The organism is Lacipirellula parvula (genome assembly GCF_009177095.1).
Lineage (GTDB): Bacteria > Planctomycetota > Planctomycetia > Pirellulales > Lacipirellulaceae > Lacipirellula > Lacipirellula parvula.
The window spans coordinates 4,971,711-4,990,474 of record NZ_AP021861.1; the positions used below are offsets into that span (position 1 = coordinate 4,971,711).

The 18,764-nt window shown below is 62.8% G+C and carries 15 protein-coding genes; 6 read left to right on the forward strand and 9 right to left on the reverse strand.

The window, feature by feature from the left end:
- Window positions 1–24 precede the first annotated feature (24 nt).
- Window positions 25–1,440 carry a threonine synthase gene (thrC, locus tag PLANPX_RS19475; RefSeq protein ID WP_152100339.1) on the reverse strand — a complete coding sequence of 472 codons (1,416 nt, stop codon included), beginning with the start codon at window positions 1,438–1,440 and terminating at the stop codon, window positions 25–27.
- A 179-nt stretch (window positions 1,441–1,619) separates the two neighbouring features.
- Window positions 1,620–1,826 (reverse strand): hypothetical protein, encoded by a 207-nt coding sequence (locus PLANPX_RS19480; RefSeq protein WP_152100340.1) that lies wholly within the window; start codon window positions 1,824–1,826, stop codon window positions 1,620–1,622.
- A 352-nt stretch (window positions 1,827–2,178) separates the two neighbouring features.
- Here PLANPX_RS19480 and PLANPX_RS28145 point away from each other — a divergent pair, with 352 nt between their 5' ends.
- From PLANPX_RS28145 to PLANPX_RS19495, 3 genes are all read left to right on the forward strand, one after another.
- Window positions 2,179–2,415, forward strand: a complete 237-nt coding sequence (locus PLANPX_RS28145; RefSeq protein WP_232536187.1) for a TraR/DksA family transcriptional regulator — start codon at window positions 2,179–2,181, stop codon at window positions 2,413–2,415.
- Window positions 2,416–2,611: 196 nt separating this feature from the next.
- On the forward strand, window positions 2,612–3,202 hold the full coding sequence (locus PLANPX_RS19490) for a signal peptidase II (RefSeq protein WP_152100342.1): 591 nt from the start codon (window positions 2,612–2,614) through the stop codon (window positions 3,200–3,202).
- A gap of 329 nt (window positions 3,203–3,531) precedes the next feature.
- A complete protein-coding gene (locus tag PLANPX_RS19495) occupies window positions 3,532–3,969 on the forward strand; it encodes an RrF2 family transcriptional regulator (RefSeq protein WP_152100343.1) in 438 nt (145 codons plus the stop codon).
- Between the two features lie 109 nt (window positions 3,970–4,078).
- Here PLANPX_RS19495 and PLANPX_RS19500 read toward each other — a convergent pair whose 3' ends face one another.
- The 5 genes from PLANPX_RS19500 to PLANPX_RS19520 all read right to left on the reverse strand — a co-directional run bounded on the left by PLANPX_RS19500 (window position 4,079) and on the right by PLANPX_RS19520 (window position 10,897).
- On the reverse strand, window positions 4,079–5,137 hold the full coding sequence (locus tag PLANPX_RS19500; protein ID WP_152100344.1) for a hypothetical protein: 1,059 nt from the start codon (window positions 5,135–5,137) through the stop codon (window positions 4,079–4,081).
- Window positions 5,121–7,337, reverse strand: coding sequence for a hypothetical protein (locus tag PLANPX_RS19505; RefSeq protein WP_152100345.1), 2,217 nt, complete (start codon window positions 7,335–7,337; stop codon window positions 5,121–5,123). Before PLANPX_RS19505 ends, PLANPX_RS19500 begins: the two co-directional genes overlap by 17 nt.
- Window positions 7,334–8,863 (reverse strand): hypothetical protein, encoded by a 1,530-nt coding sequence (locus PLANPX_RS19510; protein WP_152100346.1) that lies wholly within the window; start codon window positions 8,861–8,863, stop codon window positions 7,334–7,336. The genes PLANPX_RS19505 and PLANPX_RS19510 overlap by 4 nt, the downstream gene beginning before the upstream one ends.
- A gap of 22 nt (window positions 8,864–8,885) precedes the next feature.
- Window positions 8,886–9,074: a hypothetical protein gene (locus PLANPX_RS19515; RefSeq protein WP_152100347.1), complete on the reverse strand. Its 189-nt coding sequence runs from the start codon at window positions 9,072–9,074 to the stop codon at window positions 8,886–8,888.
- Window positions 9,075–9,628: 554 nt separating this feature from the next.
- Window positions 9,629–10,897, reverse strand: a complete 1,269-nt coding sequence (locus tag PLANPX_RS19520) for a MotA/TolQ/ExbB proton channel family protein (RefSeq protein ID WP_152100348.1) — start codon at window positions 10,895–10,897, stop codon at window positions 9,629–9,631.
- Window positions 10,898–11,011: 114 nt separating this feature from the next.
- Between PLANPX_RS19520 and PLANPX_RS19525 the strand changes: the two genes are divergently transcribed.
- Window positions 11,012–12,082 carry a class I SAM-dependent methyltransferase gene (locus tag PLANPX_RS19525; RefSeq protein ID WP_152100349.1) on the forward strand — a complete coding sequence of 357 codons (1,071 nt, stop codon included), beginning with the start codon at window positions 11,012–11,014 and terminating at the stop codon, window positions 12,080–12,082.
- Here the strand turns inward: PLANPX_RS19525 and PLANPX_RS19530 are convergent.
- Both PLANPX_RS19530 and PLANPX_RS19535 read right to left on the reverse strand, forming a co-directional pair.
- On the reverse strand, window positions 12,060–13,841 hold the full coding sequence (locus tag PLANPX_RS19530) for a DUF5060 domain-containing protein (protein WP_152100350.1): 1,782 nt from the start codon (window positions 13,839–13,841) through the stop codon (window positions 12,060–12,062). The two genes, PLANPX_RS19525 and PLANPX_RS19530, sit on opposite strands and share 23 nt — an antisense overlap.
- 132 nt (window positions 13,842–13,973) lie before the next feature.
- Complete coding sequence (locus tag PLANPX_RS19535; RefSeq protein WP_152100351.1) at window positions 13,974–14,414, reverse strand: GNAT family N-acetyltransferase; 441 nt, start codon at window positions 14,412–14,414, stop codon at window positions 13,974–13,976.
- A gap of 123 nt (window positions 14,415–14,537) precedes the next feature.
- On the opposite strand from PLANPX_RS19535, the gene PLANPX_RS27510 reads away from it, so the two are divergent.
- Both PLANPX_RS27510 and secA read left to right on the forward strand, forming a co-directional pair.
- Window positions 14,538–14,714, forward strand: coding sequence for a hypothetical protein (locus PLANPX_RS27510; protein WP_172992195.1), 177 nt, complete (start codon window positions 14,538–14,540; stop codon window positions 14,712–14,714).
- 326 nt (window positions 14,715–15,040) lie between these two features.
- Window positions 15,041–18,730 carry a preprotein translocase subunit SecA gene (gene secA / locus PLANPX_RS19540; RefSeq protein ID WP_152100352.1) on the forward strand — a complete coding sequence of 1,230 codons (3,690 nt, stop codon included), beginning with the start codon at window positions 15,041–15,043 and terminating at the stop codon, window positions 18,728–18,730.
- Window positions 18,731–18,764: the final 34 nt, after the last annotated feature.

Sequence of the window (18,764 nt, forward strand, 5' to 3'; positions counted from 1 at the left end):
GTACGCAACCAGGCATCTGAAGTCTTAGCTATTGAGTTGAATCGCCTGCACGATCTCGTTGAGGTCGTTCTCCACCTTCACCGCGCGATTCGCGAACGCCGCCCGGCTAACGCCGCGCTTGCCGAGGACGCGGTTGAATTCTTCCTGGTCGGTGGTGTGATAGGCGACCGTCGCGGTTGGGTCTTTGAGTTGATGGCCGGTAAGGATGCAGACGACGCGGTCGCTGGGGGCGATGACGCCTTCCTCGCGGAGGAGCTTGGCGCCGGCGACGCTCGCGGCGCTGGCCGGTTCGCAGCCGAGGCCGTTGGCGCCGACCTGGGCCTTGGCGTCGAGCATCTGCTGATCGGTCACCTCGCGGACGACGCCGTCGCACCACTCAAGGGCCCGCAGGCATTTGGTGAGGTTCACCGGGCGGTTGATTTCGATGGCGCTGGCGATCGTGTCGGCCTTTGACGAGGCGGCGTCGAGGCCGGCGTAGTACTTGTTGATGATCGATTGATCGGGCCGGCCGCCGTTCCAACGCAGGCCGCGATCGTTGTAGAGCGAGTTGAGCGTGTTGGCGCCGGCGGCGTTGATGACGGCGAGTCGCGGGATGCGATCGATGAGGCCAAGTGCGTGGAGTTCGTGGAACGCTTTGCCGAACGCGCTGCTGTTACCGAGGTTGCCGCCCGGCACGACGATCCAATCGGGAACCTGCCAATCGAGGCTCTCGAGGACCCGGAACATGATCGTCTTCTGGCCTTCGAGCCGGAATGGATTGACGCTGTTCACCAAGTAGATGCCGAGTTCCTTGCTGACCTGCTGGACGCGGTGCATCGCGTCGTCGAAGTCGCCAGCGATCTGGATCGTGAGTGCGCCGTAGTCGAGCGCTTGCGACAGCTTGCCGTACGAGATCTTGCCCGAGCCGATGAAAATGACGGCCTGCATCAGCTTGCTGCTGCAGCAGTAGAGGGCGAGCGAGGCGCTGGTGTTGCCAGTCGAGGCGCAGGCGGCCCGCTTGGCGCCGATCATGTGGGCGTGGGTGAACGCCGCGGTCATGCCGTTGTCTTTGAAGCTGCCCGAAGGGTTCATCCCTTCGTACTCTAAGAACAGCGTGCCGGGGTTTGTGCCAACGTACTTGGCGACGCCGTCGGTGGCGATCAGCGGGGTTTGGCCTTCGCCGATGGTAACGATCTTTTCGGGCGGGGCGAACGGCAGCAGTTCCGAGAACCGCCAGACGCCGCTGCGGCAGAGGGGCTCGTTGCGGCGCGACCACTTCTTTTCGAACCAGCGCAGCGAGTCAGGGACTTGGCTCCGCTCCCAGTCGTAGGCGATGTCGAGCAGCGATCCGCACTTCGGGCACGAGGTATGGACTTCGCCCACGTCAAACGTGGAGCCGCAGTCTGGCGAAAGGCAAACTTGATGTGCCAGGTCGGTAACGATGTCGGCCGAAGTTGCCACCTGATCCGATGCTCCGCGGAGATCGAGGCCGACTGAGCCCGGCGCGTGATGCCGGACCGAGACAGACTCGCAGTAAGCTTAGTAGGGAAAACGACTTACCAAGTCTATCCGCGCAAGCGGCGACCAGCAACGGAGCGGCTGTCGCGGCGTCGGGCGTGGCGGCGGTCCGCTTGGAACGATTAGCCCGTATGCATTAGCAAACGCTCCCAGTACTCGTAGACCGCGAGGTATCCCGCCCGCACGTTGCGGCTGTACGTTTCGCTCTGGAACAGGGCCAATATAAGGATCACGGGTGTCGCGATCACCCAGCTGAGCGGCAGCACGATGCCCCAAACGAGAGGCCTGAGCAACGTCGTTCCGAGCAGGTCGAAAAGGAGTTCCAGCATTACTTCCATCCCCGGAAGCGGACTGCGGCGAGGCCGCGAAAGCGGTGAATCGGCTGTCAAAAAAATGCACAACACCATTGGCCGCAACGACTTAGAATCGGAGGGCATAGGTGGCATTAGTTTGACGGTATCGATAATTCGCTTTACAATATCGGTTCTTGGCCCATTTCGGCCGTGACGGTCGGGGGCCTCGCTCCGGAGGAACGACATGAAGAAAGCGGATATGAAGGTGTACCGAGATCGGTTGGTCGATCTTCGGGCCCGGCTTCGCGGCGACGTGACCTCAATGACGCACGCTGCGTTGCGCAAGGGTGGGGCGGATGGAGCCAGTAGTTCCAGTATGCCAATTCATATGGCAGAACTCGGGAGCGAAAACTACGAGCAGGAGTTCACGCTCAGCTTGCTCGCCAATGAAGAAGACCGTCTCGGCATGATCGAGATGGCGCTCCAGCGGATCGAGGGGGGCGAGTACGGGCAATGCGAACAGTGCGAGGGAGTTATTCCCAAGGCGCGACTGAACGCGATCCCTTACACGCCTGTCTGCATCAAGTGCGCTGAATCACGCGATCAGCGGGCTCCGCTGGACTAGTCGCGGGATCTTCGTTGAATTGATTTGTTGAACGACAACAAGCCCCGGCTTCTGGCCGGGGGTCGGCTTGCTTCCCGGAAGCTTTCCGCTGGCAGTGACGACCCCTGGCCGGAGGCCGGGGCTCCATATTTGTATTCGCAGCGTTTGTAGTCACAGCGCCCCGCCATGAACGGCAGGGCAGGGAGTCTCTATCGCGATGGACGTGCGATCTCCGCTTCCGTGGACCCGCCACCTGCTTTTCTGGTCGCTGGCGCTCGGCGGTTTGGCCATCGACCTCTGGTCGAAGCACTACATGTTCAGCCAGCCGGATTTGCTGGCTCACGACGTCCGTTGGGTCTGGACGGGGCATGCCGGGTTTCAGCTAAGCTTGAACGAGGGCGCCCTGTTCGGCATGGGTTATGGCAAAGTCTGGATCTTCGCCATCGCGGCCATTGCTGCTGCGATCGCGATTCCGGTGTGGCTGTTCATTCTTGGCGCCGCGCGCGATCGATCTGTCACGATCGCACTCGGCTGCATCTTCGGCGGCGTCGTCGGCAATCTCTACGATCGCCTTGGGTTGCCGGGGCTTCTATGGTCGGACTGGGATCCCGCGCGTACAGGATCTGTACACGCCGTGCGCGACTTCATCCTCGTGGTGCGGCGTTGGCCGCCGCAGGGGCAGTTCGACGTGTGGCCCAACTTCAACATCGCCGATGCGCTGCTCGTCTGCGGCGCGATCGCACTATTCCTCCTCTCGTGGAAGCGGCCCGCCACAGCGGATCAGCCGGAAGCGGCGGTGACAAACTGAAATGCAGAAGGCTACGTATTGCGACGAAATCTGGATGCATGAAAGTTTATTCGCATTAACTGTTTCTCGCGATTGATCTGAAAACGTCCACGTTGATTCGTAAGAAACCAGTTCGTCGGTCGCTATTATTCCAATTTATTTCCTGCGGTCTTCCGCAAAGGGTCTTGTCGCTAAGTCTAAGCCGAGCTTTGATTTAGTAACGGCCTCGAAAATTGCGATCTGAATCATCCGGCATCAGGTTTGCAATCATTCGGTGGTCAATTTCGTACCGCTTCAGTAGCGGGCGGGGCAGCGTCTTGTTTATTTGATTCGGTTTACGGAGAAGTACATTGAGAATCTCGCGCGCATCCACGTACGCACTACTCGCGACAGTTCAGCTGAGCGACTCGCCAGCCTCACCGCCCATCCCTTGCAGTCAGTTGGCCCAACTCGGCGACATGCCGGAGCGGTTCCTGCTGCAAGTGTTGCGTAACTTGGTCAACGAAGGGCTGCTGAAGTCGACCCGTGGCGTTGATGGCGGTTACCGCCTCGCGAAGCCGCTGTCGCAAATCACGATGCTTGAAATCGTGGAAGCGATCGACGGCCCGGTTCAACCAGAGTTGCCGCAGATCGGCGGCCTGCAGCCGCAATCGCAAAAGAAGCTGGCCGAAGTTCTCGGCGACGTTGCCGGCGACGCGAAGAAGCGGCTCGCCAGCGTCACGCTCGCACAGCTGAAGCCGGTCGCCGCGACGGCTGCGAACGGCTCGAAGGCGCGCCGCACCGGCTGAGCTTGAACGACCGCCGGACACGCGGTCGCCGGGCTCGTTCGATATCCTGAAAAACGTCTACTCGCCTCGGCGTGTAGGCGTTTTTTGCTGCGCGCTCGATGTTGCTACTCTACTGCGCGCTCGACTTCGTACCCGAAGTCGAGAAGATAATCGGCTGCCCGTGGGGCAACGGCCGAATCGCGAGCAGCACGCCCGCTTCCCACATCGCCCGCTTGAGCGTCCGCAGTTCGCCGTAGCTGTCGGGGTATACCCAAGCCGTGACCGCTGGGGTCGCCGTCCGCCGTCCCTTCAGCTGCCGCATGAAGGGCGACGTCGGCAGCAGGGCCTGATCGATCGTCTGGCCAATGTCTTCGGAAATCGGCAGGAAGACGCCCTGCAGTTCAACCGTCGCTTGCGGCGGCATCGGCATGCCGGGCGGCCCTTGGACGGCGACCATGTGCTTCTTCACCGACAGTCGCATGCGGAAGCCGTCGATCGGTCCATAAACATCCTCGGCCGAACTGCGATCTCGTAACCCGCTACGAATATAGTCGCCGCCGCGAGCCCGCACTTCTTCCAACAAGGCGTCCGCAGGAACGACCGCAAGTAGACCGCGCTTGATGCGGACATGGACCTCGTCGCCCTCGACGGTCTTCGCCAGCGGCGTGGGCACGCATTCGACCTCTTCGACGTCGGGCGTCTGCGAGACGAGCGATACCTGCTCCTGCGTGAGTTGCGTCAGCTTGATCTCTGCTTCGGCGATCGCCCGCTGCACGTCGAACTGGCTTTGACCGCTCGCGTCGAGCTTCGCCCGCCGCTCGGCGATCTCCTGCTCGACCGCGGCTTGGACCACGGCTAGTTGCTGCCGGCGGCCCTCCGTTAGCGCCGCCTGAACGCTCAGGTCGGCGATGCGGGCGACGTCGTTCTCGATCTCTTCCTTGGCCTTCAGCGCCTTCGCGAGTTCATCCTTGAGCTTGGACGCATCGACGAGTTGCGGCTGTTCGACCTGCTCCGTCTGCGGTTTTGGCTTCGCCTTTTTCGGCGTCATCGCCGCGTCGAACTCTTCGGGCCGCGAGGCGCGCACGCCGACGATCATCACGAGGACGATGAGGATGCCGACCATGTTACAGACGACGTCGATGAAGGAGTCTTGCCCCGGCATCGAGTCGTCGTCATCGTGTTGTTCCACTGCCGGCTCCTTCCTCGGTTCGCGCGGCGACTTCCTGGAATTTCACGTCGATGCCGCTGTCGCGGAGCAAGTCGTTGAGACGAATCGCGTGCTGTTCGGCGCCTGGTTCGACTTGCAATAGCAGCGTCGGCCGCCAGTACATGTTGTTTCCCGCCTGCCCCCAATCGGCCATCCGCTCTTTGACGGAAGCGGCGAGTTGATCGAGGACGCGGTCGGTCGGTTGGTGGAACGAGATTGCCATGGGCTGCTCGGCGGGCCCGGAGCCGCCTTGATTGGCCGGCATGACGTCGATCTGCTCGGTTTTCACCACGACGCGGATCGGCCGACTGATGGCCGAGGCGCGCCGCGAGGCGGCTTCGTTGGCCCAGTTGGCGCCGCGTGCACCAGCGGCGCTGGCCGTTTGCCCAGCCGTGTAGCTCACCACTCCTCCAGAGGCGCCGCCCTGGGCTCCACTGCCGGCCGAGCCGCTACTCGCACCTCCCGAGGAGCCGTTAGACGCATCCGAACCACCAGCCGAACCCGCTGCGCCGTTGGACGCGGTGGCGTTCGAACTCGCAGCGCCGCCGGACGCTCCCGCTTGTCCCGCAGCCGCGCCGGTTGGAGTCGACGAGCCGGCGAAGGTTGAGCCGCCGGTTGGCGTCGTCGATCCCGACGCTTCCGTACCGCCCGCAACGCCTTGTCCTGGTTGCGTGCCGGCTGGTCCTGCGGAGCCCGCAGCCCCGCCAGTTCCGGCCATTGTGTTGCCGCCTGCTTGTTGCTGACCAGCCGCCGCGGTTTGTCCGTTTTGCCCGTTTGCGCCAGTCCCCGCCGGACCAGGTTGGCCGCTGGAGTTGCCGGCCGCGCCGCCGCCCGTGCCCCCTTGGCCGCTGGTCGACATCCCAGCGGCGCCGGTTTCGGCGTACCGCCCGCCGCCGGCTTGGGCGCCGGTTCCTGTGCCGCTTCCAGCGCCGGAGTCTTGGCCGCCGCCAGCTTGCATCCAGTTTTCGCCGCTGTGGTCGCCAATGCGGTCGCCGTCGCCGCCCGGATGAGCGACGCCTTCGAAACCGCCGCCCATGCCGCCGCTGCCATCGCCGCCGCCGCCTTCGCCGGAGCCTAACGCCAACCGGCTTCCGTATTGGCGGGGCGCCGCCTTGGCGAGCATCGCCTGCCGCTGCCGCGCTTGTTCAACGGCATGCCGCATGATTTGATCGAGCCGCGCATCGGGATCGGGATACTCAAGCTTCCAATCCTCGTCGACAAACTCATAGCCGAAGTCGGCGTCCCACGAGCTGATGGCGCTGAGCGCCGCACTGTAAGCGTAGGCGCCGTCGGGACGCACGATGATCAGCGGGTAAGGATCGGGCAAGTCGGTCATCCCGGCGGCCGCGGCGCGGGCGTTCAGCTCTTCGCGAGCCGCACGAATCGCCGCCGCCAACGGGTTGCCCGAGCGAAGCGGCCCGTCGAAGTCGGCGGCCGTCAGCCGAATGCCTTCGGGATAGATGGTCACCGCATCCTTGGTGCACTCGATATAGATGGGCCGCCGCATCGTGCCGTTGGCTCCTTGGTAGGGCACAATGGCGTACGACTTCTTGCCGGTCGACTCTTTGCGGAGCTTCTCGATTTCCTTCTCGGTATCGGCGACGAGTTGCTTCAGCCGCTTGAGGTTGGTCTCGGCCGACTCTTGGTCGACGCTCTGTTTCTTCTCGGCCTCTTCCAGATGCTGAAGTGCGAGACGCAGTTTCGCCAGTTCGAGCTCCAACCGCCGCTCGTGTTCTTCGAGGTGGCTGACGCGATCTTCTTCGTCCTTCACGCGTTGCGCTGCATCAGCGCGAAGCTTTTCGAGCTTCGGCATTTGCTCGCGGAGCTCCGCCAGTTCCTTTTCGAGTTCCTCGGGCTTGATGCCGTCCTTCACCTCAACGGCCGGCTTGTGTTCTTGGGCTACTTTAGCGGCCGGCTCTGCCGCATCGCTCTCGGCAAGTTGCTCCCCTTGCTCCGGCGACTTTTCGTCGGCAACAGCGGCAGGAGGCTTGGACTCCGTACCATTGGAAGCAGCGTGCGGCTTCTTGGCGTTCGCCAGCGCTTCCTCGAGCGTCACGTTCGTCGCCCGCTGCGCAAGCACCACCAGCAGCAACACCAGCGACCCCATGGTGCAGGTGAGCACGTCGAGAAAGGTGAACGACAGGACGCCGCCACCCGCTTCGCTCGTCCGTCGGCGGATCATGCTGCGTGGCTCGTCCGGGGGACGCTCATCAGGTTGATTTCATCGCGAGCCAACGTCGGTCGGCCCAGATTCGCACTTAGCAGTTGCAACGCCGCCGACAAGCTGACGACCGTTTCTTCGAAGCGGTGCGACTCGGCCAGCGTCGTCAGGTTGCTGTTGAGCGCCTCTTCCAGCCGGCGGACTTGCCCTGTGGCGTCGACGACCTTCAGTAGCACCTCGCTCTGCCGCGTCAGTTGTTCTTGATGGGCGACGGCAAGGCCAGCCGACTCGATGAGCGATTGCTGCATCTCGCGGAGCAACTCTTCGCTTTGCTTGATCAGTTTCTCTTGGCGATTGACTGCCACCAGCACCGCTTCGCCAAGCGCGGCTTCCAGTTCGCCGATGTGGCGGTGGTTGTCTTCGGCCAATTTGGTTTCGGTGTGAGCGATCACCGCTGTGTGATGCTCCAACGCTTCGGCCAAGGCGCCGGTGTGTTGGTCGATGTTGTCGCTGAGGATCTCGGCGTGCCGGACGAGGACGCCCTGCAGATCTTCGGTATGTTTGGCGACGCCGGCGTTCAGCGACTCGGCGTGACGGGTCATGCCCATCGCGAGCGCGTCGCCGACCGACTTGTGGAGTAGCGCTGCGGCGGCCGACGCGGTTTCTTCCCACCGACGGCCCGCGGTGACGAGCGTCTTGCTGAGCGAGGCGTCGTGCCGCGCGACGGCTTGCTCCACCGCGTCGAGCAGGCGCTCGCATTGCCGCACCACTGCGGCGGCGTGCGGATCGGCGGCGGTGGCGATGTAACCTGTCGCCCCGGCCAGTTGTTCGTAGGTTTTCGTGTCGACCGCATCAAGCAGACGCTGTTCGAAGCGTTCGACGCCGATGCGACTGAGCGCCAAGATGGTCGTCACGACGATCGCCTGGCCGATCGCGGCGAGGGCGAACTGCATCGCCGAGTTTCCGGCGGCGACGCCATCGGTGATGACGCTCCACGCCGGAATCGCCGCCGCGACGGCGGAAACGGCGCCCAAGCCGCCGATCGCCGGGATGGCGGCGGTGAGTGCTCGCACGCCGCCGTAGTTACTGGCGACGCTAATGCGATCGGCAGCGGAGAGTTGTTGCAGCCGAGCCGCGAGTGCCGCGGCCGGCTCGGCGGACGAACCGCCGCTCAGCCCGCTTCGCATCCTGCTGACCAGGTAGCTGTTCTGCACCGACGCGGGCAGTTCAGCGAGTTCTTGCAGGCGCTCGGTCGCCGTCTTCTGCAACACGTCGTCGTTGTCGTGCTGCCGCGGCAGCACGCTGCCGAGCGAACCGTATTGCACGAGCAGGTTGAACGCCCGCATTAGGAGCGACGCCAACCCCACGCAGAAGAGCAGGGTGACGGCTGTCTTCAGCGTAGCCCCGTCGCCGGCGAACCAGCGATAGAGATTGCCGCTCGGCGAGAGGCCGCGCACCACGAGCGCCTGAAACGCGAAGCAAGCCATGCCGCCCCAGACGAGCGGTTGGCGGAGCAGCCATTCACAGAATGCAGTGATTCGCGACACGTTCAATCCCCTTCAGCGAGCCTTAGCCGGTAGGCGCCTTAGCGGCGCGCGACGGCAGCGCAAAGTTTCTCTTCTCCATAGAATCGGCCCAACCGGCAAACTCGATGCAGTCGAATCTGATAAATCGTCGTGCTGGCGCCGTCTTCATCCCTTTGTTGTTGAAGAAAGCGACTCGCTCCGCAGCGTCGCCGTAATCCGTAAACTTTGCCACAAGCCGGCTCGCCGCTTGGTCGATAACTTCAACCGTCCAAGGGGCTTCGCTAATCGTCGCCGCTGCGGATATTTATTCGAAGGCGGTCGCATACCGGCCGTCTGATTTGGGGGGACTCTTCACTCGCCGCTTCGGCCGCGAGTTCAACGAGGACGCAGCGTTCACACGCGTGCGGTCTATCGATTCATCCCAGGGGGGAGACAGCAGCTCCGGTCGGCCTTGCGCCGACCGGGCTGTTGTTGTTTGCGCTGGCATCGCACTCGCCGGTTTAGGATTCTCTCAACTGAGGGCGACGCACTGCCGCTAAAAGTAAGGAATGACCAGCCCCAGAGGGGCGGCATGATGCAGCCAGGGGCGCGAGCCCCTGGTGAGGCGGGTCGTGTTTTCCAATTGAGCCCCGTGAGGGGCGGCACGATTCTCAACGATCGCAACGAGCGATGTCGCCCCTGCGGGGCTGGAGACAATGGCTGCAGCAGCCTCTTACCAGGGGCTTGCGCCCCTGGCTACATGATTTCGTCCCTCCGGGACTGCTTGGCAATCAAATCGCCTAGCCACTATGCCGCACTCTTGCGGCCATCGCCGCCGTGGCGGGCGGTGAGCAAGTGGATGGCGCCAGTAAGGCCATGGACCGCGTCTTCGAACTGCCGCGTTTCGTGAATGAGACGCAGGTTGTCCGAGAGCGTCGCCTGCAGTTCGAGCAGGCGGCCTTCGCCCTGGGCGATGCCTTGAATGGTGCGTACCACTTCGGAGAAATCGTTCCGCAGCAGGGCTGCTTTATCGATGGTGGCATGAATTTGCCCCATGAAACGATCTTGGCTTTCGCCGATCGCGTCAAGAATTTGCCGCAGCCGCTCTTCGCGGACGGCGTCGTAGCTTTCGTGCCGGCTGTGGAGCGTTTCGAGGGCCTGCGTCCACGCTTGGCCTTCTTGCTTCTGTCGAGCATCGAGTCGCTGCAGAATCATTTCGAACGCTTCGATCCAAGTGGCTGTTTGCGTTTCGAGATTCGCCGCCATGAGCTTGTTAGCGTCTTCGTTCGCTTCCTTGATCACGCTTAGGAACGGCGAGATGCTCGCATCTTTCAATTCGAAGCGGTTGAACAGTTCTTCTTCCACGTTGCGATCGACGCTCTGCAGGATCGCTTTTTCGATCCACTCGCAGACGAATTGGCAGAACATCATGCACATCGCCGCGGCGAGAGCGACTGTGGTGGCGTTGAACGCCTGGCCCATCTCGCTGACGACGACGCCGAGCTGGTCGCTCATCTTGTCAAGCGTGATGCCGTTCAGTGCGGTGCCGAAGTGAACCACCGTGCCCAAGAAGCCGAGCACCGGCGTGATGCGAACGACGAAGCGGATCAGCGTGTAGCTGCCATTCATCCGCTCGGAGTCGTGATGAGCGAGCAGTTGCAGGTGATCGCGGAAGTTGCTGTCGGCGCCATTCTCAATGACGTAGCTGAACGCATCGGCGTAGCGGCGGCCGATCCGCGATTCACGCAGCCACTTTGGCTTGGCTTCGACGTCTTCGAGCAGGCTCGTGGCCACCGCGGCCGGCACGCGGCGTTTGCGTTCCGGGACCCATTTTTGCCGCAGCGCCATGATTTCCCGCGGGAAACTGGCGAGCTTTCGCAGCACGTCGGCCAACCCCCAGAAAGTGAGAATGACGACGACGTATTCGACCAAATGCTCAGTCGTGTACCGGTGAAGGGTCGAGTCCTTCATCGCCGGGCTGAGGATGATCGCGTAAAAAATCGCGGAGCAAACGGCCCCAATCAGAAACGAGGCGTCGAGCGCAGCGAGGACGGGATTCTTGCGACTGCGGGACATAAGGCTTCGGACCTTGTAGGTGGAGGTCTGGCGCGTCGCTAATAGCTGCTCACGCGCGGCGGGCGGAGTGTATAATCGCCAGCCGATTTCCGCACAACCCGACCTGTCGCCGCGATGCCGCCCGAACTGCCCAGCCTGCCTCCCTCGCGTCCTGCGGAGGCGCGAGCGCTGACGGCGGCGCTGGAAATCGCTGCAGGCCGCGCGATTGAGCGGGTGCTTTGCACGACCGCGGGTAGAGCACAAGCGGCCGCGACGCTCGCGTCGAACCAGCCGCAAGCGACGGTCGATTGCTGGTTTCTCGATCAGTTTCAGCAGTCGCTCGCCCGTCACGCGATCGGCGAGGCCGCCCCTAACTTGCGATTGGTCTGCCAAGGCGATGCCTCGCCGGGGCCGTTCCAGCTAGCAGTGCTGCTGGTGTCGAAATCGGGCGAGGCGGAGCTAGCACGCGACCAGTTGCAGGCGGCGGCGCTGACGCTCGAGCTCGGCGGCACGCTCGTTGCGGCGGTCGACAACCCGCGCGACCAGTGGTTGCGCGAGCAATTGAGCGACCTCTTCGCGAAGGTGACAGTGCAAACGCACGACGACGCAACGGTCTACATCGCTCGCAAGCAGCAGGAATTGCGGAAGGTGCGCGACTTCCGCTGCGAGTTTACCTTCCGCGACCAAGGACGCTTGCTGCAGGCGGTGAGTCGGCCAGGCGTGTTTTCGCATCGCCGGCTCGACGCTGGGGCGCGGCAATTGATCGACGCGACGGAAGTAACGCCGGGGATGCGCGTGCTCGATATCGGCTGCGGCGCCGGCACGGTGGCGATTGCCCTCGCGGCGCGGGAGCCGTCGATTCATGTGCACGCGGTCGATGGCAACGCGCGCGCCGTGGAGTGTACGCTAGCGGGGGCGGCGCTCAACCAGTTAGCGAACATCACCGCTGAAGTGAACTGCAGCGGGATCTACAACGGGGCAGGGGAGTACGATCTCGCGGTCGCCAACCCTCCCTACTACGCCGATAACCGGATTGCGGAGCTGTTCGTCGATGCCGCGCACCTGTCGCTGCGTCCCGGCGGTCAGGTCGTGGTCGTGGCGAAGCGGGCCGATTGGTATGCGGAGACAATGCCGCAGGCGTGGGACGCCGTCGCGCACTGGCCGAGCAAGAACTACGCGATCATCACTGCCCGTCGGCCCGCTTAATCTTAAACGCCACGTCGTCGCCCATGTGTTGCGCGCGGCCATTCTCGTGGACGAGTTCCGGCACGGTCACCGTGAGCTTGCCATCGACAGCGGCGACCGTGACGGGGTCCATGAAGAACCCCCGCCAGGTGCGGTAGAGTCGCACTTCGTATTCGCCCGGCTCAACGCCAGCGATAGTGAATGTTTCCTTGGCGACGCCGTTCTTCGGGTTTGCAAACCAGCCGTAAATCAGCTTGGAACTGCGCATCGCCCAGGCATCGCCGCTCGACGCCGTCACTGACGCCGGCTCCCACTCGCTGCCGGCGAAGTTGATCTCCTGCACGAATCGCGCGAACGAACGAATCTGCCCGGTGACGACGCCGTCGTTAAGGTAAGGCGAATGGTTCCACCAGAACGGCGTCGCGCAGCTGCCATTGGCTAGCGCGGACCAAAGAGCGTTGTGGTACGTCGCTAGGTAGCCCGGCATGCCTGGTTCGTAATATGTGTGATCGAACCCGCACTCGCCGATAATTGCCGGCTTGCGGAACTCGCTCCACAGCTTGGCCGTCTGCTCCGCGTAGTTGCGGTAGGACGCCCGTAGCGGGTGATCGTTGACCAGGTCCGGCTTCCCGCCCGCTGGCATCGGGAACTCTTGTGCCTCATAAATCTCGCGGGCCGCAATGTCGAAAATCTCGTAGCCTTCCTTCCAGAAGTGGACGACGTGCCCGCTCTGCGTCCCCGTGGTGGCGCGGCCGTAGGGATCGTTCGCGTGGAAATAGTCGTTAATTTTGCGGCACCACGCGAGCGCCGCCGCCTCGTCGGCCTGAAAACCTTCGGTGCCGTTGATCTCGTCGACCACGAACCACATGTAAAGGGACGGACTATAGCCCCACCGCGCGATGATGTAGCGGTAGAGATTTTGTTGCTGCTTCCACGACGCGTCGCTGGCGAACCAATCCTTCGCCTCGACGACGTTGCGGGCAGGGTTGCTGCGGAAGCGATCGTTGCCGCCGCCCCACATGGCTTCGGAGATGTACGAGTGGAACACGAGGTTCCAGGCAATGTGGATGTCGCGGGCTTCGCACATGGCGAAGATTTCATCAAGGCGGCCGGCGCGATCTTGGTCATAGCGTCCGACACCCGAGCCATGCGTTTCCAGCGGCGTCGGGTAGAAGCAAATGAAGTTCACGCCCAGCGTGCGAAGTTCGTCGAGCGCCGTTTCGGTGATCTGCCCATGGCCGCGGCGGTGATAGTCGTCGTTGTACCAGAGGCCAACACCGTAGAAGCTCGAGCCGTCGGCGTACTGCAAATAGCGGCGATTCTCAGCGATCCGGACGAACCCACGGCGGCGGCTTGGTTCGACGCGGAATTCTGCCGCGTCGGTCTCCGCCGTGCCCTCACGATCGCGGACCTTCACGACGTACGACCAATTTCCTGACTCGGTCGGCGTGAAGCGGACCATCCACTCGCTGTCCCAGTCGCTGGGGTTGTAGAAGCCCCAAATCTTCCAGACTCGGCCCGACGGGGCGGTGAACTCAGCCCAGAGGTCGACCTGCTCGGGGTCGAAGGGGTTTTCGAACGTCGCTTTGAGGTCGATTTCAAGCTCGAACTTTTCGTTCTTGGCGATTCCCCGCGGGCGGACGTCTCGCCCCGGAGACTGCTGCCGGGCGTACCAGGCGTCGCGGTAGACCGTCGGCTCAACTGCGACAAACTCGGGCGGCGCCCCCCCGGCTAGGGGGGCGATCAGCAGCAGGGCGATAGTGAGCAGGAATCGGGGCATAGTGCGGGTAGCGTAGAGGGAGAGTGCAAGTTTAGGTCGGCGGAAAACAACTTAATTCAAGTACTTTAACAAAGCCGATACACACAGCCCATCAATTGCTTCCGGGCAGACGCAAGGAAGGTAACCCCTCCCCTACAGGGTTCGCTGCATCCGCGAGTGGGTCACCGACCCGAAAATCGTTGGCCCGACGCCCACGACCTCGTACCCCAGCGAGCGGTAGAACCCCACCGCCTCGTCCCGGGCGTTGAGCACCGCGTAGGTCGCCCCCCGACCGCGAGCGATTTCCTCGAGCCGGCGGACAATCAGCCGCCCCAGCCCCAGGCCGCGCTGCGACTCGGCGACCGCCATGTACCGCACCTGGGCCTCTGCGGGGGTGTTGAGCTGGATCCGTCCCGCGGCGACCGCCTCCCCGGAATCGGTAAAAATGACGGCGTGCTCGGTCCCCGAGCCCTCGGCGTCGAGTTCGTCCCGTTCGCTCCCGCGAGGCTGGCCAAACGGATCGCGCAGCACCTGCCACCGCAACTCAAAGTAGCGGGCGAATTCGTCGGGAGTGCGGGGCGTCGTGACTTCCATGCGGCTTAATGCTTGGCAGGACTGAAGTTATGGAGATCGGGGAAAGCCCTAGTATGTTTCCCACCGGCGGTTCGCCAAGGGCCTCGATTGCCATTTCGGCTCGCCGCAGGTACCGTGCGACCCATGCAACACCTTGCTCGACTCCTCCAACTCGCTGGGCTGACGATCCCGCCGCTGGCGATGGTGGCTCAGCTGATGAACCGCATTCGTGCGGGGCAGATGCTGCAGTTCCTTGTCGTAGCCGTTTGCCTGTTCAGCGCCGGGTACATCCTCCAGGTCTACGGCCCTCGTAAATCGTAGCGTTTCACGGCGTGACCGACGGCATCGCGCTCGTCAGCTCGCCTTGACCCTGTTTTTTTGTCGCTGTAAACTTTTTGCTGCGATAACGTTGCGCTGATTTTGCGCGCGTGGGCCGGACAACCGCTGTCGGCCCGCGGACGCAATTCTCATAGAATTCGTGATTCGGGCGATGGGGTCGCCCTCACTGCTTGCAACCCTTGCCAGGGCGTCGTTGCGAAGAGGCGGGTTGGATTTACCGACTCCCATCGCCGTGGAAACCCACTCGACGTTCTCGGCCGCCAAGGTTGCCGCACCGCCCAAGCCATTTCGAGCGTATTGAGTAGACGATGGAAGTTCTGGAACGTATTTGGGAAATCATCGCTGGCTTCTTCAACGGCATCCTCGGCCGGTTTGAGCGCGGCATCACGGCGCTGTTCGGCTCGGCCAACGCCCGCGTCCTCCGTCGGCTGCAGCCGAAGGTTGATGCGATCAACGCGCTCGAAGCCAAGTATCAGGCGATGAACGATGAGCAACTGCGGAATCAAACCGCAGAGTTCCGCAAACGCCTCGACTCGGGCGAGTCGCTCGACGACTTGCTCGTCGAAGCGTTCGCCGTTTGCCGTGAAGGCGGCCGCCGGTTCCTCGGCATGCGCCATTACGACGTCCAGCTCATCGGCGGCATGATCCTCCACGAGGGAAACATCGCCGAAATGGTCACCGGCGAAGGCAAGACCCTCGTCGCGACGCTGCCGGCGTACCTCAACGCGATCAGCGGCAAGGGCGTCCATGTCGTCACGGTGAACGACTACCTCGCTCGCCGCGATATGGAATGGATGGCGCCGCTGTACACGGGCCTTGGTCTCACCGTTGGCAACATCCAAGGCGGCATGGAATCGGGCGAACGCCAAGTCTCCTACGCCTGCGACATCACCTACGGCACGAACAATGAGTTCGGCTTCGACTACCTCCGCGACAACATGCGGATCGCCGCCCGCGACGACGACAAGTTCCCCAAGCGCGACCAGCAGGCGCAGGGCGTTCTCAACTTCGCGATCGTCGACGAAGTCGACAACATCCTCATCGACGAGGCCCGGACGCCGCTGATCATCTCCGGTCCGGCCCACGACGACGTCACGAAATACGCCAAGGCCGATAAGATCGCCCGCCAGCTGAAGGCCGAACTCCATTTCGAAGCGAAGGAAAAGGAACACAGCGTCCATCTGACTGATGCCGGCGTTCGCGAGGCGGAGAAGCTCGCCGGAGTCGAGAGCTTCTACACGGCCGGCAACATGCAGTGGCCGCATCTCATCGACAACGCGCTAAAGGCTCACTTCCTGTACAAGCGCGACGTGAATTACGTCGTCCAGGACGGCAAGGTGGTGATCGTCGACGAGTTCACCGGCCGCCTCATGGAAGGCCGCCAGTGGAGCGACGGCCTGCACCAAGCCGTCGAAGCGAAGGAAGGCGTCCAGGTTAAGGCCGAGAACCAGACGCTCGCCACGATCACGCTGCAAAACTTCTTCAAGCTCTACAAGAAGGTCTCCGGCATGACCGGCACCGCGCTCACCGAAGCGGGTGAATTCTGGAAGATCTACCAGCTCGACGTCATCGGCGTTCCTACCAACCGCGGCATGCAGCGGATCGAACACGCCGACGTCATCTACCGCACCGAGAAAGAAAAGTTCGTCGCGCTGGCCGAAGAGATCGAGCGACTTAACCGTCACACAACTGTTCAGCTGAAGAACGGCGAGTTCTTCATCGGTAAGCTGAAGAGCGAAGACGAAGGCGCCGTGACGCTGGAACTCGACGAGACGCGTAAGATTGAGACGATCTCTCGCGATCGCATCGCCTCGATCCAGGCGCCCGGCCGGCCGATCCTCGTCGGCACCGTGTCGATCGAGAAGAGCGAGCGGCTGTCGAGCCTCCTGAACAAGCGGGGCGTCAAGCACGAGGTGCTCAACGCGAAGCATCACAAGCGCGAAGCCGAAATCGTCGCGCAGGCCGGCCGCCTTGGCGCCGTCACCATCGCGACGAACATGGCCGGCCGCGGTACCGACATTATCCTCGGCGGTAACGCCGACACGATGGCTTGGGCTCAGCTGCAAGATAAGTATCCGACGCGACTTGAAGTTCCCCACGAAGAGTGGGAGCAACTCGTCACGTCGATCGAACGCCGCGAGAAGATGAAGGAAGAAGGAAAGTTCGTCAAAACGCTCGGCGGCCTGCACATCATTGGCACCGAGCGCCACGAATCGCGCCGCATCGACCTCCAGCTTCGCGGTCGTTGCGGTCGCCAAGGCGACCCCGGCAGCAGCCGCTTCTATCTCTCGCTTGAAGACGACCTGATGCGGATCTTCGCCGGCGAGTGGGTGAAGAACGTGCTCACCCGTCTCGGCATGAAGGAAGGCGAAGCGATCGAGAGCCGCATGGTTTCGCGTCGCATCGAAGGCGCCCAGAAGAAGGTCGAAGAACGCAACTTTGAAATTCGCAAGAACCTCCTCGAGTACGACGAGGTAATGGACGAGCAGCGCAAACGCGTTTACGGCTATCGCCAGCGGATTCTCGACGGCGACAACAGCCGCGACCTGATCATGACGATGATCAACGAGCAGGTCGACACGGCGATGACGACCTTCCTTGACGCCGATTATGGAGCTGAGTCGTTCGCCGCCGCTGCGAGCAATATGCTCACCGTCGAACTTCAGCCGCGCGATTACCGCCACGCATCGTTCGAAGACGCTTCGCGGACGGCGCTCGACGAAGCGACCCGCAAGGCAGAATCTCAAGTGCTGGACGCCATCGAAGAGAACCTGCCTGAAGAGTCGGAAGACGAACAAGACTGGAACTGGGTGGCGCTGGCTCATTGGTCGAACACTCGCTGGGGCACCAACTACCGCGACCGCGACCTGAAGAAGATCGGCCGCGACAAGCTCGACGAGCAACTGATCGAAGACGCGCACAAGGCGATCGACAAGGTCGACCTCAGCAGTGCGGCTCGCTATCTAGAGTCGGACTATGGCGTGAAAACAGCCTGTGCATGGCTGCACGACAAGTTCGGCATCGAGCTCGCGCCAGCTGAGATGAGCAAGCTCGACGCCCGCGAGTTCCGCAAGTTGGCCCTCGAGCGAGCGGCGGCCGCCTACGCCGAGCGCGAGTCGGAATTCCCGGTGCTCGCCGGTCTGTACCGCTTCTCCGGCCGCGCCGCCGGGCAGCAGCAAGGCTTCCAGCGCGAAGACTTGGTCGAGTGGGCGAAGCGCCGCTTCGGCGTTGAGCTGTCGCTCGAAGATCTGAAGAACAAGCAGCGCGACGAAATCCGCGAGGTGTTGCTCGTCCACAGCCGCGAGAACAACGTGCTGGCGACGAAGGTCGCGGCCGAAGCCCAGAAGAAGGTCGACGCTCTCTTCAGCGACGCCGGCGCTCAGGTCACGCTCGGCCAGGCCACGGGCAACAATGGCAAGCTGACCGACCTGGCGACGTGGCTTCGCGAGTCGTGCCACTGCGACCTGACGCAAGACGAGCTCGCGAAGCTCGATCACGCCGAGGCCCGCCGTCGCGTTTCGCAGCTCGTCGAAGATCGCTACCGCCCCGAGATGCGCCGCCTCGAACGGACGCTGCTGCTGCAGATTCTCGACCAGGCGTGGAAGGAACATCTCCTCACGATGGACCACCTGCGTTCGAGCGTCGGCCTCCGCGGCTACGCCCAGATCGACCCCAAGGTCGAGTACAAGCGCGAAGGCATGCGGTTGTTCGAGACGATGTGGAAGTCGATCAACGCCTACGTGACGGACCTCGTCTTCAAGATGGAGCAGCTCGACGAAAACTTCGTCGGCAGCACCTGGGTTGAGCCGAAGGCGATCAAAGAAGAGGCTCCGCCGTCGACGCCGATGATGGATCCCGATCAGCAAGCCGCGATCGACGGTTCGCAATCGGGTGAGAAGCTTGAGCCGATCCGCAACATGGACGAGAAGACGCCCCGCAACGCGCCGTGCCCCTGCGGCAGCGGGAAGAAGTACAAGAATTGCCACGGTGCGAACTAGTTAGTTTGCAGTCAGCGAAAACTTGATTGAGCAA

What these genes read in the sequence shown, in the direction of transcription:
- PLANPX_RS19520 (WP_152100348.1), bottom strand. Translation starts at nt 10,897, where the DNA reads ATGTCCCGCAGTCGCAAGAATCCCGTCCTCGCTGCGCTCGACGCCTCG.
- PLANPX_RS19535 (WP_152100351.1), bottom strand. Translation starts at nt 14,414, where the DNA reads ATGGAAGTCACGACGCCCCGCACTCCCGACGAATTCGCCCGCTACTTT.
- PLANPX_RS19505 (WP_152100345.1), bottom strand. Translation starts at nt 7,337, where the DNA reads ATGATCCGCCGACGGACGAGCGAAGCGGGTGGCGGCGTCCTGTCGTTC.
- PLANPX_RS19530 (WP_152100350.1), bottom strand. Translation starts at nt 13,841, where the DNA reads ATGCCCCGATTCCTGCTCACTATCGCCCTGCTGCTGATCGCCCCCCTA.
- secA (WP_152100352.1), top strand. Translation starts at nt 15,041, where the DNA reads ATGGAAGTTCTGGAACGTATTTGGGAAATCATCGCTGGCTTCTTCAAC.
- PLANPX_RS27510 (WP_172992195.1), top strand. Translation starts at nt 14,538, where the DNA reads ATGCAACACCTTGCTCGACTCCTCCAACTCGCTGGGCTGACGATCCCG.
- PLANPX_RS19490 (WP_152100342.1), top strand. Translation starts at nt 2,612, where the DNA reads ATGGACGTGCGATCTCCGCTTCCGTGGACCCGCCACCTGCTTTTCTGG.
- PLANPX_RS19480 (WP_152100340.1), bottom strand. Translation starts at nt 1,826, where the DNA reads ATGCTGGAACTCCTTTTCGACCTGCTCGGAACGACGTTGCTCAGGCCT.
- PLANPX_RS19525 (WP_152100349.1), top strand. Translation starts at nt 11,012, where the DNA reads ATGCCGCCCGAACTGCCCAGCCTGCCTCCCTCGCGTCCTGCGGAGGCG.
- PLANPX_RS28145 (WP_232536187.1), top strand. Translation starts at nt 2,179, where the DNA reads ATGGCAGAACTCGGGAGCGAAAACTACGAGCAGGAGTTCACGCTCAGC.